The 25,498-nt window shown below is 71.4% G+C and carries 23 protein-coding genes and 1 pseudogene; 15 read left to right on the forward strand and 9 right to left on the reverse strand.

Annotation, left to right across the window (positions count from 1 at the left end):
* Positions 1-46: 46 nt before the first annotated feature.
* Both AB0C27_RS38780 and AB0C27_RS38785 read left to right on the forward strand, forming a co-directional pair.
* Positions 47-328 (forward strand): hypothetical protein, encoded by a 282-nt coding sequence (locus AB0C27_RS38780; protein ID WP_357855040.1) that lies wholly within the window; start codon positions 47-49, stop codon positions 326-328.
* A complete protein-coding gene (locus AB0C27_RS38785) occupies positions 329-625 on the forward strand; it encodes a GNAT family N-acetyltransferase (RefSeq protein ID WP_357855043.1) in 297 nt (98 codons plus the stop codon).
* A 98-nt stretch (positions 626-723) separates the two neighbouring features.
* Here the strand turns inward: AB0C27_RS38785 and AB0C27_RS38790 are convergent, their stop codons facing one another.
* The gene (locus AB0C27_RS38790) at positions 724-1,872 is read right to left on the reverse strand and encodes a hypothetical protein (RefSeq protein ID WP_357855539.1); all 1,149 of its coding nucleotides are present in this window, start codon (positions 1,870-1,872) and stop codon (positions 724-726) included.
* Positions 1,873-1,979: 107 nt separating this feature from the next.
* On the opposite strand from AB0C27_RS38790, the gene AB0C27_RS38795 reads away from it, so the two are divergent.
* Positions 1,980-3,962: a thioredoxin domain-containing protein gene (locus tag AB0C27_RS38795; RefSeq protein WP_357855047.1), complete on the forward strand. Its 1,983-nt coding sequence runs from the start codon at positions 1,980-1,982 to the stop codon at positions 3,960-3,962.
* Positions 3,963-3,984: 22 nt separating this feature from the next.
* Here AB0C27_RS38795 and AB0C27_RS38800 read toward each other — a convergent pair whose 3' ends face one another.
* Positions 3,985-5,979 carry a transglycosylase domain-containing protein gene (locus tag AB0C27_RS38800; RefSeq protein WP_357855050.1) on the reverse strand — a complete coding sequence of 665 codons (1,995 nt, stop codon included), beginning with the start codon at positions 5,977-5,979 and terminating at the stop codon, positions 3,985-3,987.
* Positions 5,980-6,249: 270 nt separating this feature from the next.
* Positions 6,250-6,729 (reverse strand): Lrp/AsnC family transcriptional regulator, encoded by a 480-nt coding sequence (locus AB0C27_RS38805; RefSeq protein ID WP_357855053.1) that lies wholly within the window; start codon positions 6,727-6,729, stop codon positions 6,250-6,252.
* Between the two features lie 103 nt (positions 6,730-6,832).
* On the opposite strand from AB0C27_RS38805, the gene hppD reads away from it, so the two are divergent.
* Genes hppD through AB0C27_RS38820 form a run of 3 tightly spaced genes read left to right on the forward strand, consistent with a single transcriptional unit; the run spans position 6,833 to position 9,878 of the window.
* Positions 6,833-7,942 (forward strand): 4-hydroxyphenylpyruvate dioxygenase, encoded by a 1,110-nt coding sequence (hppD, locus tag AB0C27_RS38810; RefSeq protein WP_357855056.1) that lies wholly within the window; start codon positions 6,833-6,835, stop codon positions 7,940-7,942.
* A 34-nt stretch (positions 7,943-7,976) separates the two neighbouring features.
* A complete protein-coding gene (locus AB0C27_RS38815) occupies positions 7,977-8,420 on the forward strand; it encodes an RDD family protein (RefSeq protein WP_357855059.1) in 444 nt (147 codons plus the stop codon).
* A gap of 45 nt (positions 8,421-8,465) precedes the next feature.
* Positions 8,466-9,878, forward strand: coding sequence for a M1 family metallopeptidase (locus tag AB0C27_RS38820; RefSeq protein ID WP_357855062.1), 1,413 nt, complete (start codon positions 8,466-8,468; stop codon positions 9,876-9,878).
* Between the two features lie 75 nt (positions 9,879-9,953).
* On the opposite strand, the gene AB0C27_RS38825 is transcribed toward AB0C27_RS38820, so the two are convergent.
* Complete coding sequence (locus tag AB0C27_RS38825; RefSeq protein WP_357855542.1) at positions 9,954-11,129, reverse strand: FIST N-terminal domain-containing protein; 1,176 nt, start codon at positions 11,127-11,129, stop codon at positions 9,954-9,956.
* Positions 11,130-11,300: 171 nt separating this feature from the next.
* Between AB0C27_RS38825 and AB0C27_RS38830 the strand changes: the two genes are divergently transcribed.
* The 4 genes from AB0C27_RS38830 (at position 11,301) to AB0C27_RS38845 (ending at position 16,002) form a co-directional block, all read left to right on the forward strand.
* The gene (locus tag AB0C27_RS38830) at positions 11,301-12,692 is read left to right on the forward strand and encodes a sigma 54-interacting transcriptional regulator (RefSeq protein ID WP_357855065.1); all 1,392 of its coding nucleotides are present in this window, start codon (positions 11,301-11,303) and stop codon (positions 12,690-12,692) included.
* Positions 12,693-12,753: 61 nt separating this feature from the next.
* On the forward strand, positions 12,754-13,494 hold the full coding sequence (locus AB0C27_RS38835; protein WP_357855068.1) for a hypothetical protein: 741 nt from the start codon (positions 12,754-12,756) through the stop codon (positions 13,492-13,494).
* Positions 13,495-13,544: 50 nt separating this feature from the next.
* Positions 13,545-15,503: a hypothetical protein gene (locus AB0C27_RS38840; RefSeq protein WP_357855071.1), complete on the forward strand. Its 1,959-nt coding sequence runs from the start codon at positions 13,545-13,547 to the stop codon at positions 15,501-15,503.
* Positions 15,504-15,546: 43 nt separating this feature from the next.
* Positions 15,547-16,002: a GNAT family protein gene (locus tag AB0C27_RS38845; RefSeq protein WP_357855074.1), complete on the forward strand. Its 456-nt coding sequence runs from the start codon at positions 15,547-15,549 to the stop codon at positions 16,000-16,002.
* 127 nt (positions 16,003-16,129) lie between these two features.
* Here the strand turns inward: AB0C27_RS38845 and AB0C27_RS38850 are convergent, their stop codons facing one another.
* Positions 16,130-17,110 carry a YafY family protein gene (locus AB0C27_RS38850; RefSeq protein ID WP_357855077.1) on the reverse strand — a complete coding sequence of 327 codons (981 nt, stop codon included), beginning with the start codon at positions 17,108-17,110 and terminating at the stop codon, positions 16,130-16,132.
* 55 nt (positions 17,111-17,165) lie between these two features.
* Here AB0C27_RS38850 and AB0C27_RS38855 point away from each other — a divergent pair, with 55 nt between their 5' ends.
* Both AB0C27_RS38855 and AB0C27_RS38860 read left to right on the forward strand, forming a co-directional pair.
* The gene (locus AB0C27_RS38855; RefSeq protein WP_357855080.1) at positions 17,166-17,798 is read left to right on the forward strand and encodes a DinB family protein; all 633 of its coding nucleotides are present in this window, start codon (positions 17,166-17,168) and stop codon (positions 17,796-17,798) included.
* A complete protein-coding gene (locus AB0C27_RS38860) occupies positions 17,795-18,256 on the forward strand; it encodes a VOC family protein (RefSeq protein WP_357855083.1) in 462 nt (153 codons plus the stop codon). The genes AB0C27_RS38855 and AB0C27_RS38860 overlap by 4 nt, the downstream gene beginning before the upstream one ends.
* Before the next feature lie 120 nt (positions 18,257-18,376).
* On the opposite strand, the gene AB0C27_RS38865 is transcribed toward AB0C27_RS38860, so the two are convergent.
* Positions 18,377-18,802: a DUF6292 family protein gene (locus AB0C27_RS38865; RefSeq protein WP_357855086.1), complete on the reverse strand. Its 426-nt coding sequence runs from the start codon at positions 18,800-18,802 to the stop codon at positions 18,377-18,379.
* Between the two features lie 139 nt (positions 18,803-18,941).
* Here AB0C27_RS38865 and AB0C27_RS38870 point away from each other — a divergent pair, with 139 nt between their 5' ends.
* Together AB0C27_RS38870 and AB0C27_RS38875 are read left to right on the forward strand one after the other, a co-directional pair.
* A complete protein-coding gene (locus AB0C27_RS38870) occupies positions 18,942-19,067 on the forward strand; it encodes a hypothetical protein (RefSeq protein WP_357855089.1) in 126 nt (41 codons plus the stop codon).
* Between the two features lie 10 nt (positions 19,068-19,077).
* Positions 19,078-19,509, forward strand: coding sequence for a DUF2269 family protein (locus tag AB0C27_RS38875; RefSeq protein WP_357855092.1), 432 nt, complete (start codon positions 19,078-19,080; stop codon positions 19,507-19,509).
* Between the two features lie 9 nt (positions 19,510-19,518).
* On the opposite strand, the gene AB0C27_RS38880 is transcribed toward AB0C27_RS38875, so the two are convergent.
* Both AB0C27_RS38880 and AB0C27_RS38885 read right to left on the reverse strand, forming a co-directional pair.
* Positions 19,519-20,658, reverse strand: coding sequence for a cystathionine gamma-synthase (locus tag AB0C27_RS38880; protein ID WP_357855095.1), 1,140 nt, complete (start codon positions 20,656-20,658; stop codon positions 19,519-19,521).
* A 239-nt stretch (positions 20,659-20,897) separates the two neighbouring features.
* The gene (locus AB0C27_RS38885) at positions 20,898-21,092 is read right to left on the reverse strand and encodes a hypothetical protein (protein WP_357855098.1); all 195 of its coding nucleotides are present in this window, start codon (positions 21,090-21,092) and stop codon (positions 20,898-20,900) included.
* A gap of 636 nt (positions 21,093-21,728) precedes the next feature.
* Between AB0C27_RS38885 and AB0C27_RS38890 the strand changes: the two are divergent.
* Positions 21,729-22,307 (forward strand): annotated as a pseudogene (locus AB0C27_RS38890) (histidine kinase); the annotation flags it as partial.
* Here the strand turns inward: AB0C27_RS38890 and AB0C27_RS38895 are convergent.
* Complete coding sequence (locus AB0C27_RS38895; RefSeq protein WP_357855101.1) at positions 22,230-25,484, reverse strand: BTAD domain-containing putative transcriptional regulator; 3,255 nt, start codon at positions 25,482-25,484, stop codon at positions 22,230-22,232. The pseudogene AB0C27_RS38890 and the gene AB0C27_RS38895 overlap by 78 nt on opposite strands.
* Positions 25,485-25,498 lie beyond the last annotated feature (14 nt).

Genomic DNA, 25,498 nt, shown 5'->3' on the forward strand with positions numbered 1-25,498 from the left:
CGGCGCCCCTGGCCGGAGCACGACCCCCCGGTGGCAGACTGGAAGGGTGACCGTTCTAGCAGCTGGTGACGTGAGCCCGGGCGTCCTCGGTTTCATCGTCGTGGCCCTCATCGGATTCGCCCTCTATCTCCTGATCAAGTCGATGAACAAGCAGATGTCGAAGATCCAGGTGCCGCGCGAGAGCGAACTCGACGACAGCGCCGACGGCCGGGCGTCCGGTGCCGCCGGCGATCGGGCCGGCGGGACCGACGGGGTCGATGAGGCCGCCGGGGCCGACGGGGCCGACGGGGCCGACGACAAGGTCGTCGCTGACAAGAAAGCCGAATAGATGCCGATGGAAGTCGTCGACAACACGACGGAAAACCGGTTCGAGATCCTCGTGGACGGCAAGGTCGCCGGGTTCGCCGACTATCGGCTGCTGCCCACCAAGGTCGTCTTCACCCACACCGAGGTGCTGCCCGCCTACGAGGGGCAGGGGCTGGCCGGCAAGCTGGTCGACCAGGCCCTGCGCACCAGCGCCGACACGGGGCTGCGGGTCGTGCCGCTCTGCCCGTACGTGGCGAAGTACATCAAGCGCCACCCCGAGTTCGAGGACCTCGTGGACGCCCAGGACCGTACCGCCTGACAGCGCCGTAACGACTGGGCCGTACCGACTGACGGGGCCGTGCGGCCGGGCGTGCCCGCGAAGGACGCACTCGCGACGGACGTACCCGCGACGGAGGTTCAGTCGACGGCGGGCGACCAGGCACGTTCCAACGCCTGCGGCAGCCCCCACCAGCCCAGCCGGGTGAGCACCTCGCTCCCGTCCACGATGCCGAGGTGCCCCCACAGGCTCACCACCGACGCGAACAGCCCCTCCGTGGCGCCGAGGTCGTCCTCGTCCTGATCGTCGATGTCGATGTCCTCGGACTCGGCGATGAGCCGCGCCATCCGTTCCGGCGAGGCCAGCACGCCAGGACCCAGCCGCACCAGCGCCGCCACCCCGGCCAGCCAGTCGGCGTGCTGGATCGCGCAGAGGTTGGCCAGCGCCGTGTCCTCCTCGCCCAGTTCCCCGTCCAGGTCGGCGAACTCCTCCAGCACGTCACCGCCCTCCGACAGGTCGGAGACCGGCCCCGCGACGCCCGCCGCCACCGCCAGCCACAGCTCCACGTCGTCGTCCGGCACCGGCCGCTCGTCGAACCCGGCGCAGGCCCGCAGCACGCTGCCGGGATAGCCGGGCAGGTCCAGCAGCGCCCGCAGCCTCGTGGCGGCCGCCTCCAGCTCCTCTGCGGGCAGCTCAGGCCGTTCGGGCAGCTCCGCCATGATGCGGCGCAGCTCCGACAGCGCGAACGCCTCCTCCTCGTCCCAGGCGGCGAACAGCTCCTCGTCCTGCTCGTCGCTCACCGCGAACCCCGGCACCCTGCCGTCGGGCAGCGGCGTGCTCAGCCAGCGCTCCTGCAGCTCCTCGTACGTCTGCCTGGCCGCCCTGTCGCCGGTCGCCAGCGCGTCGGGATCGACCTCGCCCGCCTCCACCCGCTCCTCCAGGTAGGCCACCAGCCGCGCGAACATCTCCGTGGCCACGGGCCCGCGCTCGTCCTCCTCCGGCCACACGAAGTAGCCGGGCGTCACGAGGATCGGCTCCGTGCCCGTGGACTCGACCCACCGCTGCACGTCACCGACCGTGGCCACACCCGCCTCGATGGAGCCGAGCGTCGCCTTGGCCGACTCCCAGAACGCGACGGAGAGCGGGTTGCCCGCCGCCATCATGGCCCGCCGCAGGTCGGGCAGCGCCACGAGCGCGACCCCCGACGGCACGGCGAGCAACGCGCGCGCCACGTCCCTGCGCGTGATCCCGCTCGCGGGCCGGCCGGCGTAGGCGCGGAGGAAGTCCATGTCCACGCCCCGTAACCTACGCCGTCCCACCCACCCGAGTCAGCCTGCCCAGACCCGCGCGCCCGGGCACGGCGGTGGTGGCGTCTAGGGTTGGCAGGGGAGGCTTCATGAACCGGTTGAAAGACGCGACCAGCCCTTATCTGCTCCAGCACGCCGACAACCCGGTCGACTGGCATCCGTGGGGCGAGGAGGCGTTCGCGGAGGCGCGCCGGCGGGATGTGCCGCTGCTCATCAGCGTGGGCTACTCCGCCTGCCACTGGTGTCACGTCATGGCCCATGAGAGCTTCGAGGACGCCGGCACCGCGCGCCTCATGAACGAGCACTTCGTCAACATCAAGGTCGACCGCGAGGAGCGTCCCGACGTCGACGCCGTCTACATGGGCGCCACGCAGGCCATGACGCAGCAGGGCGGCTGGCCGATGACGGTGTTCGCGACGCCCGACGGGCATCCGTTCTACTGCGGCACCTACTTCCCGCGCCCCGCCTTCCAGCGCCTGCTCACCGAGGTGCACCGGGTGTGGACCGGCGACAGGGACTCCGTGCTGCGCCAGGGCGCGAAGGTGGTGGAGGCGCTCAACACGCACGCCACCCTGCCCACTGGGCCGCTGCCGGGCGAGGAGACGCTGCGCGAGGCCGTGGCCGACCTGCGGCGTACGTTCGACGAGGCCCACGGCGGGTTCGGCGGGGCGCCCAAGTTCCCGCCGTCGATGGTGCTGGAGTTCCTGCTGCGCTCGGGCGAGCGGGAGATGAGCGGCGCGACGCTGGAGGCGATGGCCCGCGGCGGCATGTACGACCAGCTCGGCGGCGGGTTCGCCCGCTACAGCGTGGACCGCGCGTGGGTGGTGCCGCACTTCGAGAAGATGCTCTACGACAACGCCCTGCTGCTGCGCGTCTACACGCACTGGTGGAAGGCGGGCGGCGGCGAGCTCGCGCGGCGGGTGGCGCTGGAGACGGCGGGATGGCTGCTGCGCGAGCTGCGCACGCCCGAGGGCGGGTTCGCCTCGGCCCTCGACGCCGACAGCGAGGGCGTGGAGGGCAAGTTCTACGTCTGGACGCCCGGGGAGCTGAGCGAGGTGCTGGGCGAGGACGACGGCCGGTGGGCCGCCGGGCTGTTCGAGGTGACGGCGGGCGGCACGTTCGAGCACGGCTCGTCCGTGCTGCAACTGCTGCGCGACCCGGAAGATCCTGAGCGGTACGCGGATGTACGGTCGCGGCTGCTGGCCGCCCGTGAGCGCCGGGTGCGTCCCGGGCGCGACGACAAGGTCGTGGCCGCGTGGAACGGCCTGGCCATCGCGGCGCTGGCCGAGACCGGCGCCGTGTTCGAGCGTCCCGAGCTGGTGGCGGCGGCCACGGAGGCGGCCGAGCTGCTCGCCCGCACCCACATCGACGGCGGCAGGCTGCTGCGCACCTCCAAGGACGGCCGGGCGGGCACGAACGCCGGTGTGCTGGAGGACTACGCCGACCTGGCCGAGGGTCTGATCTCCCTGTACGGCGTCACGGGCGAGGCCAGGTGGCTGCGGCTGGCGGGCACGCTGCTCGACACCGTGCTCGACCGGTTCTCCGACGGGACGGGCGGCTTCTACGACACCGCCGACGACGCCGAGCGGCTCTTCCAGCGGCCCCAGGACCCGACCGACAACGCCACCCCCTCCGGCCAGTACGCGGCCGCCGGCGCCCTGCTCTCCTACGGGGCGCTGACCGGCTCCACCCGGCACCGTGAGGCCGCACAGGCCGCGCTGGGCACCGTGTCGGTGCTGGCCACGCAGCATGCCAGGTTCGCGGGGTGGGGGCTGGCCGTGGCGCGTGCGGCGCTGTCGGGGCCCGCCGAGGTGGCCGTGGTCGGGCCGGCCGACGACCCGCGTACGGCGGCGCTGCACCGCGAGGCACTGCTCGCCGCCGCGCCCGGGCTGGTCGTCGCCCTGGGACGGGGTGACCACAACGGACTCGCCGGGCGTGAGCCCGTCTTTCCCGCACTGCTGGAGGGACGTGAGCCGGTCGGCGGCGCACCGGCCGCGTACGTGTGCAGGCAGTTCACCTGCCGCATGCCTGTGACGACGGTCGAGGAACTACGCGCCGAGCTGGCCCGCTGACCCACTCAACAGTTCCAGCAGGTCAGCCGGTCGGGCGGCGGCTGGGGCGGTCGTCCGTGCCGCCACCACCCCCGTCCTGCTGGATCGACGGCTGGTCGGGCAGCAGCGTGTCCGGCGGGGCGGTCTCGCGTGGCTGCTCGTCGGGCCGGCCGTCGTCCTGCGGCGCCTCCTCCGTCGGCTGCTCGTCGGGGAACGGCTCGTCGGTGACGTCGGGCTCGGGAACGTCCCAGTCGTCCTGGTCGGGCGGCGGCGAGTACTCCTGGTCGGGTACGTCCCCCTGACCAGGGTCGGGCTCCGAGTAGTCGGGCGACCAGCCGTACTCCGACGGCTCGGGGAACTCCTCGACCGGCTTGCCCGCCATCGCCTCGGTCATGAACGCCCGCCAGATCTGCGCCGGCAACTGACCGCCGAACTGGGTGCCGTACCCGGGGATCGTCACCGTGGCGTTGTCGTCGCGGAACATGTTCACCGCCACCGCGAGCTGCGGCGTGAAGCCGTTGAACCAGACCGCCTTGGACTCGTCCGTGGTGCCGGTCTTGCCGGCCACCGGGCGGTCGTAGAGGCGGGCGGCGGTACCGGTGCCGTACTTGACGACCTGCTCCATCGCGTACGTGGTGTCGGCGGCGGCCTGCTCGCCGACCGCCTTGGTGGCCAGCGGCTTGACGACCGCCTCTCGCCCGTCGGCGTCGGTGACCGACTTCACCACGTGGGCCTCCATGTGCACGCCCTTGTTGGCGAAGGTGGAGAAGCCGGAGGCGTTCTGGACGGCGCTGACGGAGGCCACGCCGAGCGGGAAGGCGGCGGCGTTCGCGTGCTGGTCGAGCTGGGCGGCCGGGATCCCGGCCGCCTCGGCGGTCTTGGCGACCTTGTCCAGGCCGACCTTCTGGCCGAGGTCCACGAAGGCGGTGTTGACGGAGTTCTGGGTGGCGCTGACGAGGTTGATCTGCCCGTACGAGCGGTCGCCGTCGTTGGGGATCGACTGGGAGGCGGAGGCGACGCGCATGGGCGAGTTGCCGTTGACCCTGGTGGACAGGTCGAAGCCGTTGTCGAGCGCGGCGGCCAGCGTGTACGGCTTGAACGTCGACCCGGCCATGACCTTGGCCGAGAACGCGCTGTCGTAGTACTTCGACTGGGAGGGCTTGCCCCCGTAGAAGGCGACGACCTCGCCCGTGGCGGGATCGACGGCCGCCAGGCCGGTGCGTACCTTCTTGGGCGTGTCGTCGGGCAGCATGTCGGAGACCGCCCGCTCGGCCGCCTGCATGAGCTTCTTGTCGAACGTCGTGACGATCTTGAGCCCGCCGCTGTTGACGTCCTCGTCGGAGTAGCCACGCCGGTTGAGCTCGGCGGTGACCTGCTCCAGCATGTATTGGGCCTGACCCTTGAGCTCGAACGGCTTCTTCGGCGCCTTGAGCTTGGGGAAGACCTGGGAGGCCACCTCGTCGGCGCGCAGCGCGCCGGTCTGGCCCATCGCGGCGATCACCGAGCGCCAGCGTTCCTGGGCGGCGGCCAGGTCGGAGCCCTTGGGCGCGGCGAAGCGGCTGGGCTGCTGGATCACCGAGGCGAGGTAGGCGCCCTCCGACACGCTCAGCTCCTCGACGTCCTTGCCGAAGTAGGCGCGCGCCGCCGACTGGATGCCGTTGGCGCCCCGGCCGAAGTAGATCGTGTTCAGGTACTGCTCCAGCACCCAGTCCTTCGACCTGGACTGGTCGACCTTCATCGCGATGAGGATCTCTTTGAACTTGCGGGTGACGGAACGTTCCTGGCTCAGGCCGCTGTAGTAGTTGCGCACGAGCTGCTGGGTGATGGTGGAGCCGCCCTGGAGCTGCTGCCCGGTGAGGGTGGACCACACGGCCCGCCCGGTGCCCTTGAGCGAGACGCCGGCGTCCTCGTAGAAGGAGCGGTTCTCGGCGGCGATGACCGCGTCGCGCACGTGCTTGGGCACCTTGGCCAGCTCGACCTTCCTGCGGTCGATCCCCTGGCGCGCCAGCACCGTCTTGCCGTCGCGGTAATAGATCACCGAGCCCTGCGCGGTGGCCTGTTTCTGGGTCGTATCCGGAATGGGAGTCAGGGCCCACGCAATGGCGAAAAGCCCGGCCAGTACCAGGATTCCGGTACCGATAGATATCAGGAGCACCCGGAGTATCCGTCGTTTCCGCATCCCTTTCCCACCGCCGATCCGCACCCCTCGACTCCCCTCGTCGTCAAGCGTCGCCCAACCCCCGCAAGCTGGGCGAATGCCAAGGGTAAACGATCGATAATGGTGCCTCGTCCCTTAGCGATAGTACGACTAGCGGCCTCCACGACGCGGAACATCGGCGACCAAAGGCAACACTCGGTAGGGAACCGGCGTGTCAAGGGCGATGATCGAATTAGTCCTGAGTACGCCCTGAACGTCGACGATGCGATCGATAACCCTTTGCAAATCGGCATTCGTGCGCGCCACCACCCGGCAGAGCAGATCACTGTCACCGGTGATCGTGTGCACCTCCAGCACCTCGGGGATGCGAGCCAGCCGGTCGGCCACCGGATCGTGCCCGGCCACCTGCCTGATCTCCATGGTGACGAACGCGGTGACGTCGTAGCCGAGGGCGGCGGGCGACACGTCGGGGCCGAAACCGGTGATCACCCCTCGCTCGGTGAGCCGGTCGAGCCTGGCCTGGACCGTGCCACGGGCCACGCCGAGCCGGCGTGAGCACTCCAGCACCCCCAGGCGGGGCTCGGCGGTGAGCAGGGCGATCAATCGGGCGTCGAGTTCGTCGATCGTCATGCTGTACAGATGTACCCGAGGATCGGCGATACGACTAGGCAGATTGCACACTCATCAAAGTAACTGTTGCGCAAGTCGTCCAGGTAAATCCAGTGTTTGTGGTATGAGTGATGTCTTTCCGGTCAACGGCATGGACGCCGTGGTGTTCGCCGTGGGCAACGCCAGGCAGGCGGCCCACTACTATTCGACCGCTTTCGGCATGCGCCTGGTCGCCTATCGCGGGCCTGAGAACGGCAGCAGGGACGAGGTCGCGTACGTGCTGAGGTCGGGCAGCGCCACCTTCGAGTTCAGGGCGTCGATCCGCCCCGGCACCGAACTCGCGCGGCATGTGGCCGAGCACGGCGACGGGGTGATCGACCTGGCCATCGACGTGCCCGACGTCGAGGCGGAGTACGCCCACGCGGTCGCGCAGGGCGCCAAGGGGCTGGTGGAGCCGTACACGGCGGAGGACGAGCACGGCAAGGTCGTGCTCGCGGCCATCGCCACGTACGGGCAGACCCGGCACACGCTGGTCGACAGGTCCAACTACGGCGGCCCCTACCTGCCGGGCTACGCCGCCGCCGAGCCGCTGGTCGCGCCGCCGGACACCAGGAACGGGCGGCTGTTCCAGGCGGTGGACCACTGCGTCGGCAACGTCGAGCTGGGCAAGATGGACGAGTGGGTGGAGTTCTACCGCAAGGTGATGGGCTTCACGAACATGGCCGAGTTCATCGGCGACGACATCGCCACCGAATACTCGGCGCTGATGTCCAAGGTCGTGGCCGACGGCAGCCGCAAGGTCAAGTTCCCGCTCAACGAGCCGGCCGTCAGCCGCAGGAAGTCGCAGATCGACGAATACCTGGAGTTCTACGGAGGGCCCGGCGTGCAGCACATCGCGCTGGCCACCAACGACATCCTGGCCACGGTCGACCACATGCGGGCGGCCGGGGTCCGCTTCCTCGACACGCCGGACTCGTACTATGACGATCCCGAGCTGCGCCGGCGCATCGGCCGGGTGCGCGCCCCGATCGAGGAGCTGAAGAAGCGCGGGATCCTGGTGGACCGCGACGAGGACGGCTACCTGCTGCAGATCTTCACCCAGCCCGTGCAGGACAGGCCCACCGTGTTCTTCGAGCTCATCGAGCGGCACGGCTCGCTCGGATTCGGCAAGGGCAACTTCAAGGCGCTGTTCGAGGCGATCGAGCGCGAGCAGGAACGCAGAGGCAACCTTTAGTTTGTCCCGACTTAGTGGTGGTCATCCAGACATCATGGGATTGCCACCACCGGGGCTGGCGGGACGCTGGCGGCGGCTGTTCGCCGGCGTCCTCGACTGGCTCATCGTCAGCGTCGCCGCCGCGCCGTTCAGCTGGACGAGCTGGGAGTACGCCTGGGACGGCGGCAGAGGCGCCTGGGAGCGCTACCCGGTGGAGCACGCCTTCCTGACCGGGCTGCTGGCCTTCCTGTACTTCTGGCTGCTGCACGCCTTCTGGAACGGCCAGACGCCGGGCAAGAAGCTGTTCGGCATCCGCGTCGTCAGCGAGTACGACCGCAGGATCGGCGTGGGCCAGGCGGCGGTCAGGCAGGCCGTGATGAGCGTGCTCGCCTGGCTCTGCTGCGTGGGCAGCCTGCTCGATCTCGGCTGGATCCTCTTCGACCCCCGAAAACAGGCACTGCACGACAAGGCCGCCAGGACGGTCGTCGTCAATGCCTGACTCAGCGTAAGATTCTGGTCACGAACCGAAGGGGGCCGGTCGCCTATGCGGGTCAACAGACGCAGGATGGCCATGGTCGCGGCGCTGGTCAGCGTGCTCGCCTGCTCACCGGCCGACGGGCCGCTGCCGGGAGACGAGGCGCCGGCCGCCGCCGACCAGCGAGCGGGCGCGCCCGGCATCGGCGACCCCGACTTCCCCAAGGACGGCAACGGCGGCTACGACGTCGCCCACTACGACCTGGTCGTCGACTACGTGCCCGCCACCAAGCGGCTCACCGGCGTCACCACCATCAAGGCCAGCGCCACCCAGCAGCTGTCCCGCTTCAACCTCGACCTGGCCGGGCTCGACGTGCGCGAGGTGGCGGTCGACGGCTCCCCCGCCAGGTTCGGCAGGCAGGGCGACGAGCTGACCGTGCGGCCCGCGAAGACGATCGCCGACCGGGCCAAGTTCACCGTCAAGGTCTCCTACTCGGGCACCCCGAAGCCGCGCAAGGACAGCGCCAACCTGGGCACCTACGGCTTCGTCCCGACCTCCGACGGCGCCTTCGTGGCCTCCGAGCCCAACGGCTCCAAGACCTGGTTCCCCAACAACGACCATCCCTCCGACAAGGCCACCTACGACTTCACGATCACCGTGCCCGCCGGGGTGACGGCCCTGGCCAACGGCGAGATGGTCGGCGCGCCCGCCACCAAGGGCGGCACGACCACCTTCCGCTGGCGCGAGCGCCACCCCATGGCCAGCTATCTGGCCACGGCCACGCTCGGCAAGTTCGACCTGCGCCAGGGCACCACGGCGAGCGGCATCCCCAACCTGGCCGCCACCGATCCCCGGTTCAAGTCCACGCTCGACAAGCTCTACACCGTCTCCGCCGAGGTCACCGACTACTGGTCCACGGTCTTCGGCCCCTACCCGTTCTCCTCGACGGGCGGCGTCGTCGACGACTACTCCGCCGGCTACGCGCTGGAAAACCAGACCAAACCGCTCTACGGCGGCTTCGACCCCGACGAGACGATCATCGCGCACGAGCTGGCCCACCAGTGGTTCGGCAACAGCCTGACCATCAGGCGCTGGAAGGACCTCTGGCTCAACGAGGGCTTCGCCACCTACGCCGAGTGGCTGTGGTCGGAGCACAAGGGCCGTAAGACCGCCGAGGCCACCTTCGCCGAGCTGCTCAAACGCCCCGCCACCGACCCGATGTGGTCCTACCCGCCGGGGCGCGCCAAGCCCGACGACCTGTTCAACCAGTCGGTCTACACGCGCGGCGGCATGACCCTGCACGCGCTGCGCAAGGCCGTCGGCGACGCCACGTTCTTCACCCTGCTCAAGACGTGGGCCGCCGACCACCGCTACGGCCACGTCACCACCGACCAGTTCATCGACCTCGCCGAACGGCTGTCCGGGAAAGACCTCACCGCCCTGTTCGACGCCTGGCTTTACCAGCCCCGCCGCCCAGCCTGACCCGCTGTGCGGGGCCTCAGAGGTCCGTACGGCTCCCGCAAGTGTCTCCGGGCCGTCAGGGCGCGACAGGCGTCGTCAGGGGCTGCCGGCGGCGCTGGAGAAGACCAGGACCGAGGCCGTGAAGCCGTGCACGTGGTTGTGCCCGGCGACCGGCCCGACCTCCCCGGCCGCGAAGAAGCCGGCCACGCCGATGGGCCCCAGCGTGTCGCGCAGGGCGACCGGGTCGTGGTCGGCGGTGCCGAACATGGCCGAGCCGCGCCCGTTGCAGGAGAACAGCAGCGCCCCGTCCACCTTGCCCAGCTCTTCGCGGTGCGCGTCGAGCAGGTCGTAGAGGTCCTCGTCGGCCGTGGCCGCGTCGCGGACCTGGAAACGCACGGTCCTGCCGACCTCGACGATGTCGCCGATGGCCACGGCCTCGCGGTCGGGGTCGATGCCGATGACCCCCCTGATCAGGAAGTCGCCGCGTTCGTGCCGCTCGGCGTACTCGTCCATGGCCAGGCCGATCTGCAGCCCGGACGCGACGAGCTCGCGGTCGTCCTCGTCCAGGTCGCTGACGATGTCCTCCAGCCGGGCCAGCGCCGGCTGGCCGGCCAGTTCGAGCAGCAGGTTGTCCTCCGACGCGGTGACCACCATGCTCGGGCCGATCGGGCGGCAGCCCTGGCTGACCACCGTGCTGATCTTGACGGGGCCGCTGAGGAGCACGCCGATCGCGCCCTCGGTGTAGATCTCGCCGTCGGCGAAGAGCCGTACGGAGCCCCTGCCCTGCAGCCCGTTGGCCAGCCCGCCGATCAGCGGCAGGTCGCCCAGGACGTCGACAGAGCGCTCGACGAAGGCGTCGGTCGGAAAGGTGTACGGATCGGCCAGCAGGATCGCCACGTGGTCGTCGCCGCCGCGTTCCGGCAGCCCGACGACGACGAACCTGTCCTCGGCCGTCAGCGTCTCCAAGGCGAACGTGGTCAGCCGCGCCCCTTCCAGGGTGGCCGCCCACGCGCTCACGGCCGGCGTCAGCTCAATGCCCTGGCCGTCTCCGATCACTCCGGTGGCGCTGCATCCGATCACGTGCGCCTCGGGCGCGAGTTTCATCGCGGCCTGGCCGGCCCGCGCGACGTCCTCGGGATCGTCGCCGCAGATGAAGAAGCAGACCAGGTCGGCTGGGCCGTTGAGCCTCGACAGTGCCTGACCGACGGCGTTCTCCGCGGCCTCCACCAGGTCGGAACCCACGGCGAGGCCGTCGGCGAAGCGGCTTGTCATCAAGGCCACGGATCTCGCCTCCCTCGACATGTCCAAGTTCCCTAGGCCCGATTCTCCCCACTAAAAGGACAAGCACGCGCACGAACCGTCACGCAATAGTCAAGATCCGAAATCTCCGCCAGCTGCGAAACTCTCTGACACATTCCGCACGGGGGACGTAGTCTCGATCCCGTGCATCAGCCACGTATTCTCCGCGAGTTGCGAGAGAGCGGCCACGTTCATCGCACCGTCAAGGCCGAGGTCCGGGAAAACCTGCTCGCCAAGCTGCGGGCGGGCGAGCCGCGCTTCCCCGGCATCGTCGGCTTCGACGACTCCGTCCTGCCGCACCTGGAGCGGGCCCTGCTCGCCGGGCACGACCTGGTCCTCCTGGGCGAGCGCGGCCAGGGCAAGACCCGGCTCATCCGCACCGTGACCAGCCTGCTCGACGAGTGGACGCCGGTGGTCGAGGGGTGCGAGATCAACGACCACCCCTATGCCCCGGTCTGCACCCGCTGCCAGGCCATGGCGCGCGAGCTGGGCGACGAGCTGCCGGTGGCGTGGAAGCACCGCGACGAACGCTACGGCGAGAAGCTCGCCACCCCCGACACGTCCGTGGGCGACCTGATCGGCGACGTCGACCCGATCAAGATCGCCGAGGGACGCACGCTCGGCGACCCCGAGACGGTCCACTACGGCCTGGTCCCGCGCACCAACCGCGGCGTCTTCTCCGTCAACGAGCTGCCCGACCTGGCAGAGCGCATCCAGGTGTCGCTGCTCAACGTGCTGGAGGAGCGCGACATCCAGGTGCGCGGCTACAACCTGCGGCTGCCGCTCGACATCCTGCTCATCGCCAGCGCCAACCCCGAGGACTACACCAACAGGGGCCGGATCATCACGCCGCTGAAAGACCGGTTCGGCGCCGAGATCCGCACCCACTACCCGCTCACGGTCGAGGACGAGCTCACGCTCATCCGCCAGGAGTCCGTGCCGGACATCGGGGCCGACGTCCCCGAGCATCTCATCGAGGTGATCGCCCGCTTCACCCGGCTGGTCCGCGAGTCGACCGCGGTGGACGCCCGTTCCGGCGTGTCCGCGCGCTTCTCGATCGCCGCGGCCGAGACCGCCGCCGCCTCCGCGACCCGCAGGGCGGCGCTCGCCGGCGAGGACAAGCCGGTCGCCCGCGTGGTCGACCTGGCCTGCGTGGTGCACAGCCTGCGCGGCAAGGTGGAGTTCGAGGTCAGCGAGGAGGGCAGGGAGACCGAGATCCTGGCCCACCTGCTGCGGCGGGCGACGGCCGAGACGTTCAGGAACCGGCTGGGCGGCATGGACCTGTCGCCGGTGACCGACAAGTTCGCCGAGGGCAACCAGGTGGAGTCGGGCGAGCTGGTGCCGGCCGGCGAGCTGCTGCACCGGATCGGTCCCGTCACGGGCCTGGCCAAGGTCATGTCGCGGCTGGGCATGGGCGCGGGCGAGGAGTCTCCCGGGCACGCGGCGGCGGCGCTGGAGTTCGCCCTCGAAGGGCTTTACCTGATGCGGCGGTTGTCCAAGGAAGACATTGACGGGGTGACCGTTTACCGCACGTGAACAAGTGGGCGCTCTCCCGCGTCATAGTGGTACAGAACTACGCCGTCGGGGGAGACCGTCCATGCGCCTGTTCACCTGTGCCACCATCGCCGCTCTCACGCTGAGCACGCTCGCCGTGCCCGCCCAGGCCGCCACTTCCGCGTACGGATGGGCCTGGTCCAACGGCAAGGGTCACCTGCGGATCTTGCCGAAGTCGGCCACCCGCGTGACCCGCCAGGGCAACGTGCTGCACCGGCTGAAGGCCGTCTCCGGGGCCAAGGAGCTGCGGCTCGACTACACCGGGGCGGCCTACGGTCGGGTCACGGTCAAGTGCGACCTGAAGGAGACCGAGGGGCACGTGGCCCTCGACTCCAAGGGGCTCGGGCGCACCCGGTGCGCCTCCGGGCAGCTGGCCACCTCGCTGGGGCGCGGTCCCGTACCGGTGCGGGTCGAGCATCGGGGCGGCAAGGCGGTCAAGGTGAACGAGATCCTGCTCGCCGAGTGGCCCGAGCAGCGCTCGGCCAGGGGGACGATCAAGCGGGTGGACGACACGACCCTCCTGTTCGCGACGGGCGGAAAGACCATCAAGCTCGGCTACTCGTACGTCACGGGCTTCTCCCGCACCACGGCCGGCTGCGGCGACGGCTGGCTGTCCGGCAGGCCGGTCAACGCCGACAGGAACGGCCTGGGCAAGAAGCAGTGCACGTGGACGGACCTCACGAAGGCCCTCAAGACGGTCAGGCACCCCGTCCTGGTCAAGATCGAGTACACCCCGGGCGCCGACTCACTGGACCAGGTGTGGGAGATCTTCGGCGACGCCTGATCTTCCACGCACACACATGGGGGCGTTTTCCGGGTTAGCGTGGTTTCGTGATGGCCTTCCGCTATGGCGAATACCACGACGGCCCCGACCCCCTCGCTCCTCCCTACGACGTGCGCGCGGCGCTCGACGAGATGGGCGATGCGATCCTGTCGGGCTCGACGCCGGTCCACGCCCTGCGTGATCTGCTCAAGCGCGGCCTGCCCGGTGGCCAGGACCGCCGCGGGCTCGACGACATGCTCAAGGAGGTCCGCCGGCGCCGCCGTGACCTGCGCGAGCGCGGGCGCCTCGACGGCACGCTGGAGCGGGCCAGGGCGCTGCTGGACAAGGCGATCGGGCAGGAGCGGGCCGAGCTGTTCCCCGACCCGTCCGACGAGGCGCGGCTGCGGGAGTCCGAGCTCGACGCGCTGCCCGAGGACACGGCCAGCGCCATCCAGGAGCTGAGCTCGTACGAGTGGCGCTCCGCGGCAGCCAGGCAGACCTTCGAGGAGCTGCGCGACCTGCTGCGCAGGGAGGTGCTGGACAGCCAGTTCAGGGGCCTGCGCGACGCGCTGGCCAACCCCGACCCGGCGGCCATGGAACGTGTCCGCCAGATGATGTCGGACCTGAACGACATGCTCGACCGCGACTCCAGAGGCGAGCACACGCAGGACGACTTCGATGACTTCATGTCGAAATATGGGGATCTCTTCCCGGAGAAGCCCCGCACCCTCGACGAGCTCGTCGACATCCTCGCCCGCCGCGCCGCCGCCACGCAGCGCATGCTGGCCTCGATGACCCCGCGCCAGCGCGAGGAGCTGGGCAACCTCATCAACCAGACCCTCGACCAGGCGGGCCTGGCCGACCAGATGCGCCGCCTCGGCGAGGCGCTCTACGCCCGCCGCCCCGACCTGGCCTGGAACGCCCCCGAGCGCCTCACCGGCGAGGAGCCCCTGGCCATGGGCGACGCCGTGACAGCGCTTGAGGAGCTGGCCGACCTCACGCAGCTCGAAACCGCCCTGCGCCAGGACTACCCGGGCGCGCGGCTCGACGACATCGACGAGGCCGCCGTACGCCGTGCGCTCGGCCGCTCGGCGGTCGACGACCTGGAGGCGCTCAAGCGCATCGAACGCGAGCTGGAGGAGCAGGGCTACCTGCTGCGCCGCCGCGGCAAGCTGGAGCTCACCCCCAAGGCGGTGCGCCGGCTGGGCGAGACCGCGCTGCGCCGGGTCTTCGCCTCACTCGACGGAGGCCGCCGCGGCGACCACGACCAGCACGACGCGGGCTCGGCCGGCGAGCTCACCGGCTCCTCGCGGCCCTGGCGCTTCGGCGACGAGCAGCCGATCGACGTCGTCCGCACGCTGGTCAACGGCGTGCGTGGCGGCGGCGTCAGCCTCGGCGAGCGGCCCAAGGTGCGGCTGACGGTCGACGACTTCGAGGTGGCCGAGACCGAGCGCCGCAGCGCCGCCGCCGTCTGCCTGCTGGTGGACCTGTCGTACTCGATGGCCCTGCGCGGCACCTGGGCCGCGGCGAAGCAGACGGCGCTGGCCCTGCAGGCGCTGGTGGCCTCCAAGTTCCCGCAGGACGCCGTGCAGATCGTCGGCTTCTCCAACTACGCCAGGGTGCTGCAGCCCGACGAGCTGGCCGGGCTCGACTGGGACATGGTCCAGGGCACCAACCTGCACCACGCCCTGCTCATCGCCGGCCGCCACCTCGACCGCCACCCCGACTTCGAGCCGGTGGTGCTGGTGGTCACGGACGGCGAGCCGACCGCCCACCTCATGCGCGACGGGCGCTCGGCGTTCGAGTGGCCGCCGTCGCACGAGACGCTGGAGCTCACACTGGCCGAGGTGGACAAGATGACCCGGCGGCGGGCCACGATCAACATCTTCATGCTGGCGGCCGACGACCGGCTGAAGGAGTTCGTGGACGAGGTGGCCCGCAGGAACGGCGGGCGCGTCTTCTCGCCCGACGCCGAGCGGCTGGGCGAGTACGTCGTCAGCGACTTCCTGCGCCTGCGCCGTTCTCGCTGATCACCGGCCGTTCTTGTCGGTGCCGCCTGCGAGACTGCTCGCCATGAGCGAGGACGTGCGGTTGCGTGATGTCGTGGAGGCCGACCTGGAGGTGTTCCTGGCGCAGGAGCACGATCCGGAGGCGGTGCGGCGGTCGAGGTTCGCGCCACGGGAGCGCGAGGCGTTCCTGCGGCATTGGCGCACCTCGGTCCTCGGCGATCCGGACGTCCACGTGCAGGCGATCATGGTGGGCGACGAGCTGGCGGGCAACCTGGTGGCGTGGTGGGAGGGTGATCGGCGCTTCATCGGCTACTGGATGGGGCGGGCGTTCTGGGGGCGGGGCGTCGGCACGCGGGCGCTCGGCCTCTTCCTCCAGGCGGAGAAGACCAGACCGCTCTACGCCGACCCCTTCCACGACAACACGGCGTCTGTGCGGCTGCTGGAGCGCCTCGGCTTCGAGCGCACCGGCACGGTGCGGCACGGCGACGACGAGCACATCCTGCTGACCCTGCACGAGTAAGCCCACGGCATACCCCGGCGCATCCCGGCGCTCCATACCCGCCGCAGGCTCCACGAGCAGCCGCCGGCGACCACCTGCCGCGGGCTCCACGACCTGCCGCCGCGATCGGCTCACGCGCCACGCATGGTCAACCGTCGTGGGGTCCTGCGGCCGACAGCAGTTTGGCGGCCAGCTCGCGGCTGCGTTCCACCAGCTCAGGCGGGTCGAGCACGGTGAAGTCGTGACCCAGCAGCACCACGTGCATGAGCACGAAGTCGAGGTTGGCGGCGCCGCTGGTCACCTCGCAGCGCTCGCTCCCCCGCGCCCTGACCACGGCCGCCGACGCCGGGATCTGCGCCCGTACCGTGTCGGCTGGGGCGTGCACGAGGAAGCGGGCCTGGTGCGGGTAGACCCGGCTGGCGACGCTCTCCTGCACGTACGACGCCGCGTCGGGAGCCGGCCGAGGGCGGAAGCGCCGGGTCCTGGCGGACACCTCGCTCATCCGGTCGACGCGGAAGTTGCGCCAGCCGTCGCGGTCGAGGTCGTAGGCGAGGAGATACCAGCGCCGGTCGGAGGCGACCAGCCGGTACGGCTCGACCCGCCGCGCCCGCACCTCGTCCCTCGAGGGATAGTCGAAAGCGGCCTCGACCTCGTCCCGGCAGGCCCTGGCCAGGGTCATCAGGGTCTTGGGGTCGATGAGCGTACGGCCGCCCCCGCCGAACGACTCCACCGAGCCCGCCAGCGCCCGCACCTCGTGCCGCAGCCGGGTGGGCAGCACCTGGTCGAGCTTGGTCAGCGCCCGCAGCGCCGCCTCGCCCGCGCCGCCGACCGCGCCACCGGCGCCGGCCAGCAGCGAGACCGCCGTGGCGATGGCCTCCTCGTCGTCGAGCAGCAGCGGCGGCAGGTCCTGGCCCCGGCCGAGCTGGTAGCCGCCGCCGACGCCCTGGCTGGCGTGCACGGGATAGCCGAGCGTGCGCAGCCGTTCGACGTCGCGCCGCACCGTGCGCGGGGTCACCCCGAGCCGGGCGGCGAGTTCGGGGCCGGTCCAGACCTGGCGCTGCTGCAGCAGCCCGAGCAGGGTGAGCACTCGCTCCGTCGTACCCCGCTCGTCACCGTTCGCCACGCCCATAGCCTGCCAGAGATAGCGGACCGATCCTGTCCGCCTGTGGTGTCAGAGTGGGGCCATGGACGCAACAGACTTCGACTGGAACCGGTCGCTGCGCGAGCAGTTGGAGTGGCACTGGAACCACCATCTTCTCCGCCGGTTCGACGGTCTCACCGACGACGAGTACTTCTGGTCACCGGTCCCGGACGCCTGGAGCGTGCGGCCACGGGGGCACTCGACGGCGCCCGTGCAGGCAGGCACCGGGGACTTCACGATCGACTACGGCTTCCCCGAGCCGGTCCCCGCGCCCTTCACCACGATCGCCTGGCGCCTCGGCCACGTCATCGTCGGCGTGCTCGCCGCCCGCACCGCCTCCCACTTCGGCGGGCCGCCGGCGTCGTACGAGAGCTGGGAGTACGCCGGCACCGCGGCCGGTGCGCTCGGCCAACTGGAGACGGAGGTGGAGGCGTGGCTGGCCGGGGTACGCGGCCTGAGTGAGGAGCAGCTGCGCGCCCCGGTCGGCGAGAAGGAGCCCTACCCCGAGGCCCCCATGGCCGACCTGGTGCTGCACATCCACCGCGAGCTGATCCACCACCTGTCCGAGGTCTGCCTGCTGCGCGACCTCTACCTGCACACCCACCCCACCACGAAAACCGCAGAAACCACGGAAACCGCGAACGACTCGAACAACGCGGAAGGCACGAATCGATGAGCCGCACCATCCAGGTCACCTTCGACGCCCACGACCCGCGAGGGCTGTCGATCTTCTGGCGCGACGTGCTGGGCTACGTGCATCCAGGGCCTCCCGGCGTCGACCTGCCCGAGGGCGCCGATCCGCTGGCCGCGTGGGACGACTTCCTGGAGCGAGCCGGCATACCGGAGGAGCAGCGCAACACCAGGTCGGCGCTAGAAGATCCGGACGGGGCCGGGCCGCGGCTGTTCTTCCAGCAGGTGCCGGAGGACAAGGTGGCCAAGAACCGCGTCCACCTCGACGTACGCGCGGCTCCCGGGCTTGAGGGGGACGAACGCATGGCGGCGCTGGAGGCGGAGTGCGAGCGGCTGGTCAAGCTGGGTGCGACGAGAACCCGCCGCTTCGAGCCCGAGCCCCCGATGAGCGGCGGCTTCATCGTGATGGCCGACCCGGAGGGCAACGAGTTCTGCCTGGACTGAGCAGCCTCCGGCGGGGAGCCGGTGATGGGACAAGGCTCTGCCGGGAGGGGGCTCTGCCGGGAGGAGGTTCCGGGGGCGGGACGAGGCTCTGGCGGGAGAGAGCTCTCCGGGGGAAGGAGCTCAGGCGTCCACGAGTCGGGTGTAGAAGTCGAGGGCGACGTCGAAGCCGTCGCGGCAGTTGCGGTGGGAGCGGTAGCAGGGGCGCCAGGCCGAGCTCGCGCCCACCCCCGCCCGCGCGTCGTGCAACGCCGCCACCACGCGCTCCGGTTTCGGCAGCAGACCGTGACCCAGGTAGCGGACGACGCCCGACAGCTCGGTGTGCCGGCCACGGCCGCCCGAGGCGAAGACGCCGAGGCGCCAGCCGCTCTCCTCGTCCCACACCAGCGCCGTGCCGTCGGCGAGCTTGAGCGTGGCGTCACGCGGATCGCACGGGCCCTTCCACCAGTCCACGACCTCGGATCCGAGCAGGTCACGAACCTGCAGCACGTAGCCGTACGGCTGCTGCAGCCATTCGTCGGTGTAAGGCTCGACGTGCCTGATGGCCACGGACGGCACCCCCTTGTGCCCAGACGGTAAGGAAATTGCGGCGGTCCCCAACCATACCCGCGCCGAACTTATTCCGTTGCACAGCCGTCTAGTCATTACGGACGATATTTACGTCCGAGACGGGGAAGGAGGGGCAGCCATGATAGCCACGGTTCTCCTCATCGTGCTCATGGTCGTCGCGGTGGCGGCCACGGAGCTGTGCCTGCGTTGTGGCGGAGAAGGCAAAGAGAGTGTCGAGTCCCCCGCCGAGATCGTCGGGGACTAGTCTCTCCCGCATGTCGTCCCTGCTTCTCTGGCTGCACATCGTCTTCGCGGTCTTCACCATCGGGCCGGTGACCGCCGCGACCATGTCCGCGCCGCGCGCCATCCGCACCAAGAACGTGCCCTCGCTGCAGTTCATCCAGCGGACCACCAGGATCTACGCCTTCGGCAGCCTGGGGGTCTTCGTGTTCGGGCTGGTGCTCGGCGTGGTCATGGGCGGCGGGGTGCTCGGCAAGTGGTACATGACGGCGTCGATGACGCTGTTCATCGTGGCCGCCGTGCTGCTCGTCATCATCGACCGCGACCTGCGCACCGCCGTCCAGGCTCTCACCAGCGAGAGCGCGGACGACGACGCGAAGGTGCAGAACGGGAGGATCGCCGCGATCAGCGGGCTGCTGTCCGTGATCTGGCTGGTGATCCTCTTCTTGATGGTCGTCCCCTCCTGACCCGGCGCGTCAGCGCAGTGCCTGGGTGAGGTCGGCGAGCAGGTCGTCGACGGTCTCGATGCCCACCGACAGCCGGACCAGGTCGGACGGCACCTCCAGCGCCGAACCGGCCACGGAGGCGTGGGTCATCCGGCCCGGGTGCTCGACGAGCGACTCCACGCCGCCGAGCGACTCGCCCAGGGTGAACAGCTTCGCCCGGTCGCACACCGCGACGGCCTCGGCCTCTCCCCCGGCCACGCGGAACGACACCATGCCCCCGAAGCGGCGCATCTGCTTGGCCGCGATCTCGTGGCCGGGGTGCTCAGGCAGCCCCGGGTAGAGCACGTCGGTCACGCGCGGGTGGGCGAGCAGCAGGTCGACGACGCGTTCGGCGTTGTCGCAGTGGCGGTCCATGCGGACGCCGAGCGTCTTCAGGCCGCGCAGCGTCAGCCACGCGTCGAACGGCCCCGCGACCGCTCCCATCGCGTTCTGGTGGTAGGTCAGCTCCTCGCCGATCCCGGCGTCGGCGGCGATCAGCGCACCACCCACCACGTCGGAGTGCCCGCCCACGTATTTGGTGGTCGAGTGGACGACCACGTCGGCGCCGAGCGCGAGGGGCTGCTGCAGGTAGGGCGAGGCGAAGGTGTTGTCGACGACCAGCAGCGCCCCGTTGTCGTGGGCGAGCTGGGCCAGGGCGGCGATGTCGGCGATGCCGAGCAGCGGGTTGGTGGGCGTCTCGACCCAGACCACCTTGGTCTTCTGCGTCATCGCGGCCGCGACGGCGTCGAGGTCGTGCAGCGGGACCGGGTCGTAGTGGAGCCCCCAGCGCTCGTGCACCTTGGCGAACAGCCGATAGGTGCCGCCGTAGGCGTCGTCGGGGATGATCACGTGGTCCTGCGGCTTGCACACCGTACGCAGCAGGGTGTCCTCGGCGGCCAGCCCCGACGCGAACGCCAGCCCGCGCGCCCCGCCCTCCACGGCGGCCAGCGCGGATTCGAGCGCGGTCCTGGTGGGGTTGGCCGAGCGGCTGTATTCATATCCGGAACGCAGCCCGCCCACGCCGTCCTGCTTGTACGTGGACGTGGCGTAGATCGGCGGCACCACCGCGCCGGTCAGGGGGTCGGGCTCCTGACCTGCGTGGATGGCCAGCGTCTCAAAACCGTTGCTCATACAGGCAACGTTACAGGCCCCGCCCCAGGTGAACGTCCGCCTGGCACGCCGCACACCGCGGCCCCTGACCCCCGCGCCCGGCGCACCTCGACCCACCCGCTCACCGCAGCCCCGGCCGCTCGCCGAAGATGGGTGCGGCCCGCGATCCGATCCCCATCGGACCGCGGGCCGCTCACGAGGGTTCCGTCCCCAACGGCCCCCGTGGGGCTCGCGCACCATGCCCGCGCGAGCCGGGTCGGTCAGGCCGCCTTCGGCTCCCGCCGGTCCCCGCCTGACCGGGGCGGGAGCCGTACGACGTCCGCCTTGACGAACCGGCCGCTGCCGCCCTGCGCCTCTTCCCCGTTGATGCGCGAGAGCAGCACCGGGTCGGCCAGCGCGAGCAGTACCGCGACGACCAGCCCGAGACTCAGCAGCGCGAACCCGATGGCAACCATTTCTCTGTCCCCTTCCGACATATCCAGCATCGGCCAGGCACCCGGCGGCGCGCCTCCACTCAAGGGCTGGTCTCCGGCGAGCCGCCTCGGCCGAACGGTTGATACGACTTGTCCGACTTCCGGCTTAGGCTCGGGGCCGTGGGGGATTCGAAACGGGTCGTGTACTGGCTCCGCCGGCTCAGCGAGCTGGCGATGCTCGGCTGGCTCGGCCTCATGCTGCCGATCGACCTCGTGCTCGCGACCTCCGTCGGGACGTTCCAGTGGCTGGTCCCCATCTGCGGCGCGGCCGGCATCGCGGCGGTGATCCTGCGGCGCAGGTACCGGCTGGAGGGCTTCTGCGTCCTGCTGGCCCTGTCGTTCGTCTCGTCGATGGTGATCGGCCTGACCGGGACGGCCGGCGCGCCGGGCATGACGGAGACAGGCGCGCTGCTCGTCCTGCTCATCGGGGTGCTGCGGCACGTGCAGCCGGTGCACCGGGCGGCGATGCTGACCATCGCGGCACTGGTCGTGCTGATGATCGAGGGCAGCGGGCGCGACTACGGCGGGGCGGGGCTGGCCTTCTCGTTCATCCTGTTCGCGGGCTGGTCGATGGCCGCCGGCGCGGGCGGCTACCTGCGCTTCCAGCAGGAACGCCGGATGGAGGCGGTGCACTCGGTACGCCGGGCCGAACGCCTGGAGCTGGCCAGGGAGTTGCACGACCTGGTCGCCCACCACATCACCGGCATCGTGGTGCAGGCCCAGGCCGCCCGTACGGTCGCGGAGACCCGGCCGGACGCGGTGGCTCCCGCGCTGGACGCCATCGCGTCTGCCGGCTCGGAGGCGCTGACCTCGATGCGGCGCATGGTCACGGTGCTGCGCGCGGAGGACGAGGCGGCCAGGAAGCCGGGCGTCACGCTGGCGGACCTGCGGATGCTGACCGAGCGGTTCTCCTCGGAGGGGCCGCAGGTGGCGTTCGAGATCGGCCAGGGGCTGGACGACCGTACGTTGCCGCCCGAGGTCATGACGACCCTGCACCGGGTGCTCCAGGAGGCCCTGACCAACATCCGCAAGCACGCGTCCCGCACCGCCTGGGTGGAGGCGGATCTGCGGCGCTTCGAGCGGATGACGGTGCTACGCGTCCGCAACTTCGGCTCCGGCTCAGACTCCCGGGTGAGCCGGCTCGGCGGCGGCTTCGGCCTGGTCGGGATGGGCGAACGGGTGGAGGCGCTGGGCGGCAGGCTCTACGCAGGCCCGTCCCCTGAGGGCGCCTGGGAAGTGATCGCCGAGTTCCCGCTCCCCTGAGGCCAGCGCGTCGGCGAGTGTGTGCTCGCCGAGGGCGGCGCGCAGGCGGCGCAGGATCCGGTCCACGTCCAGTCGTTCGCCGGAGGGCAGTGGCGTCCCCGCGGCCCTCCTGATGGCCGTGGCCGCCCCGAGCAGCCCGGCCGCCTCCAGCTCCTGCTCCCCGGCCGTACGGCGCTCAGGGGCCAGCGACAGGGCCCCGGCCAGCCCTTCCAGGGCGAGCGCGACCGCGCGGGGGTCGCCGGTGGCCCGGGCGGCGGCGTACCCCTCGCGATGCCGGCTCAGCGCCGCCGCGCCGGCGCCGCGCTGCTCGGCCGTGAAACCCAGCTCGGCCATGATGAACGCCACCCCGGGCGTCCCCTCCACCTCCCGCAGCCAGTCCAGCAGGGACAGCAGGTGCGCCTCCGCCTCCTCGTGCCGGCTCTGACGCCGCGCGCTCATACCCAGCCCGAGCACGGCGTTCTCCTCGGCCGACTTGTACGACTGCGCCACCGCCAGCACCCTGGCCCGCTCGTGGTAGTCGTCGGCCCGCGCGTAGTCACCCGCCAGCAGCGCGATCCGGCCCAGCCCCGCCAGTTTGAACGACACCTCGATCCCCAGCTCCTCCGCCAGCCGCAGCCCCTCCTCCCTGAGGCGGACGACCTCGGCGTAGTCGCCCCTGATCTCGGCCGCCCGGTCGAGGACGTCCATGGCCTCGATCCGGCCCCAGGCGTCACCCAGCTCCTCGAACAACGCCAGCCCCCGCCGCCCGTCGCGTTCCATGGCGGCCAGGTCGGCCCGCCCGACGGCCAGCTTGGCCCGCAGGCACAGCGCCGCCGCGACCCCCCACCGATCCCCCAGCGCCTCGAACGCCGCCAGCGCCCGGTCTGCCGCCGCCTCATGCGCCTGGTGATCGCCGTACGCCCACCGCACGTGACTCAGCAGCCAGTCGGCCAGTGCCACCCCCGCCGCGTCGAGCCCGTCCCGCCGTACGGGCGGCGCACTCTCCCCGATCAGCAACTCGATCCCGGCCAGCCACACCGACGCCCGCGCCACCTCCCGCGCACGAGCCCGAACCGCGCCGCCATCCAGGTCCGCGGCTCCGTCCGCGTCCCCGGCACCGGACGCGGCAGCGCGCAATGCGGCGGTCAGGGAGCGGCGGCCCTCGTTGAGTCGCCCGCGCAGGATCCAGTACCAGGCCAGCGCGTTGACCAGCCGCACCACCTCCGCCCCCGACAACGCGAGGCGTAGGTTGGCGCTCTCGGCGTCGAGCCGGGCCAGCCACTCCCGCTGGCCCGGCCCCCGCAGGTCGGCCCGCGCCGCGAGCGCCGTGTAGTAGCGGGCGTGCCGGTCTCTGATCCGGTCGTGCTCCCCCGCCTCCCGCAGCCGCTCCACGCAGTACGCCGCCACGGACTCCAGCAGCCGGTACCGGGGCCCTTCGACCCGGACCACGAGCGAGCGGTCCACCAGCCTGGCCAGCGTGTCGAGCACGTCCACGCCGGGTTCTGCGCACACCTCCTCGGCCGCCTCCAGCGTGCACCCGTCGGCGTGCACGGCCAGCCGCCGCAGCACCACCCGCTCGGCGTCGCCCAGCAGCTCCCAGCTCCAGTCGATCATCGCCCTGAGCGTGCGCTGCCGGGCGGGCGCGTCCCGCATCCCGGCGTTGAGCAGCCGGAACCGGTCGTCCAGCCGCGCGGCCAGCTCCCGTACGCCGAGCGCCCGCACGCGGGTGGCGGCCAGTTCCAGGGCCAGCGGGATGCCGTCGAGCCGCCGGCAGACGGCCGCCACGGTCTCGTCGGCCGGGACGTCCGCTCGGGCGGTGAACAACCGCACGGCCTCGGCCTCGGGCAGCGGCTCGACCACTCGTACGCGCTCGCCCGTCACCCCCAGCGGCTCCTGCCCCGTGGCCAGCACCCGCAGCCCCGGCGCGACCCGCAGCAGCCGCGACACCAGCCCCGCCACCGCCTCCACCAGGTGCTCACAGTTGTCCAGCACGATCAGCACCCGCTTACCCGCCAGCACCCCGCCCAGCCGCTCCACCATCGAACCGGACGCCTCACCACGCACCCGGAACGGGGCCGCGCCATCACCAGACCCACCGGTCACGTCCGCGCGCGCGGCGGTCGTGGAGTCACGGCCGCCGCGCGGAGCAACGGCGTCGTCACGCACCCCCAGCACGGCCGCGAGAGCTTCGGCCGGGTCGGCCGCTCCGGCCAGTTCGACCAGCCACACCCCGTCGGCCGGCGCCGGGACGTTCGCGGCGGCGGCGAGGGCGAGCCGGGTCTTGCCGACGCCGCCAGGACCCGTGAGCGTCACCAGCCGGGACGCCGCCAGCAGCGCACCCACCTCGGCCAGATCCCCCTCCCGCCCGATCAGCTCCGTGAGCGGCGCGGGCAGGTTGGTACGCGGCGCGCCCCCAAGCCCCGGCTCCTGCCGCAGAATCGCCTGGTGCAGCGCGGCCAGCCGGGGCGAAGGATCCACCCCCAGCTCCTCCGACAGCCGCCCCCGCAACTCCCCGTACGCAGAAAGCGCCTCGCTCTGCCGCCCGCCCCGGTAGAGCGCCGTCATATGGGCGGCCACCAGCCGTTCACGCAGCGGATGGCGCGCCACCAGATCGCCCAGGTCCACCAGCTCGCCCAGCGTGAGGCGCAGCTCGGCCTGCTCCTCCAGCGCCCCCAGGCGCAACTCCTCCAGCCGGGCCGCCTCCGCGCGGGCGAAGCCGTCGTCGGCGAACTCGGCGTAGGCCGGTCCGCGCCACAGCCCCAGCGCCTCCTCCAGCTCGGCGGCCCGGGCGGCGGGATCGCCCGAGCGGCGGGCGACGAGCGCGGCGAAGCGGCCGGCGTCGGAGTCGCAGGCGGCCAGCCGGTAGCCGGCCGGCCCGAGCACGACCGTGCCGGCGCCGCCGAGCGCGCGGCGCAGCTCGGAGACGCGCGCCTGAAGGGTGCCGGCCGGGTTGCGAGTGGGCCGGGCGCCCCACAGGTCGTCGATCAGCCGGTCCGCGGGTACGGGACCGCCGCCGTGCGCGAGCAGGTCGGCCAGCAGCGCGCGCACCTTGGGCTCGGCCACGCGCACCGGCGAGCCGTCGCCGGCCACCACTCGCAACGGCCCCAGAACCTCGAAACGCAGCACGTCCATGCCAACCCGTGGCG

It is taken from the genome of Nonomuraea sp. NPDC048882, assembly GCF_040649755.1.
Classification (GTDB): domain Bacteria; phylum Actinomycetota; class Actinomycetes; order Streptosporangiales; family Streptosporangiaceae; genus Nonomuraea; species Nonomuraea maheshkhaliensis.

Coding starts and splice junctions, on each gene's coding strand:
- AB0C27_RS38875 (WP_357855092.1), top strand. CDS start 19,078: ATGTCGTCCCTGCTTCTCTGGCTGCACATCGTCTTCGCGGTCTTCACC.
- AB0C27_RS38870 (WP_357855089.1), top strand. CDS start 18,942: ATGATAGCCACGGTTCTCCTCATCGTGCTCATGGTCGTCGCGGTGGCG.
- AB0C27_RS38845 (WP_357855074.1), top strand. CDS start 15,547: ATGAGCGAGGACGTGCGGTTGCGTGATGTCGTGGAGGCCGACCTGGAG.
- AB0C27_RS38885 (WP_357855098.1), bottom strand. CDS start 21,092: ATGGTTGCCATCGGGTTCGCGCTGCTGAGTCTCGGGCTGGTCGTCGCG.
- AB0C27_RS38835 (WP_357855068.1), top strand. CDS start 12,754: ATGCGCCTGTTCACCTGTGCCACCATCGCCGCTCTCACGCTGAGCACG.
- AB0C27_RS38840 (WP_357855071.1), top strand. CDS start 13,545: ATGGCCTTCCGCTATGGCGAATACCACGACGGCCCCGACCCCCTCGCT.
- AB0C27_RS38815 (WP_357855059.1), top strand. CDS start 7,977: ATGGGATTGCCACCACCGGGGCTGGCGGGACGCTGGCGGCGGCTGTTC.
- AB0C27_RS38820 (WP_357855062.1), top strand. CDS start 8,466: ATGCGGGTCAACAGACGCAGGATGGCCATGGTCGCGGCGCTGGTCAGC.
- AB0C27_RS38805 (WP_357855053.1), bottom strand. CDS start 6,729: ATGACGATCGACGAACTCGACGCCCGATTGATCGCCCTGCTCACCGCC.
- AB0C27_RS38855 (WP_357855080.1), top strand. CDS start 17,166: ATGGACGCAACAGACTTCGACTGGAACCGGTCGCTGCGCGAGCAGTTG.
- AB0C27_RS38795 (WP_357855047.1), top strand. CDS start 1,980: ATGAACCGGTTGAAAGACGCGACCAGCCCTTATCTGCTCCAGCACGCC.
- AB0C27_RS38850 (WP_357855077.1), bottom strand. CDS start 17,110: ATGGGCGTGGCGAACGGTGACGAGCGGGGTACGACGGAGCGAGTGCTC.
- AB0C27_RS38860 (WP_357855083.1), top strand. CDS start 17,795: ATGAGCCGCACCATCCAGGTCACCTTCGACGCCCACGACCCGCGAGGG.
- AB0C27_RS38895 (WP_357855101.1), bottom strand. CDS start 25,484: ATGGACGTGCTGCGTTTCGAGGTTCTGGGGCCGTTGCGAGTGGTGGCC.
- hppD (WP_357855056.1), top strand. CDS start 6,833: ATGAGTGATGTCTTTCCGGTCAACGGCATGGACGCCGTGGTGTTCGCC.
- AB0C27_RS38785 (WP_357855043.1), top strand. CDS start 329: ATGCCGATGGAAGTCGTCGACAACACGACGGAAAACCGGTTCGAGATC.
- AB0C27_RS38825 (WP_357855542.1), bottom strand. CDS start 11,129: ATGACAAGCCGCTTCGCCGACGGCCTCGCCGTGGGTTCCGACCTGGTG.
- AB0C27_RS38880 (WP_357855095.1), bottom strand. CDS start 20,658: ATGAGCAACGGTTTTGAGACGCTGGCCATCCACGCAGGTCAGGAGCCC.
- AB0C27_RS38790 (WP_357855539.1), bottom strand. CDS start 1,872: ATGGACTTCCTCCGCGCCTACGCCGGCCGGCCCGCGAGCGGGATCACG.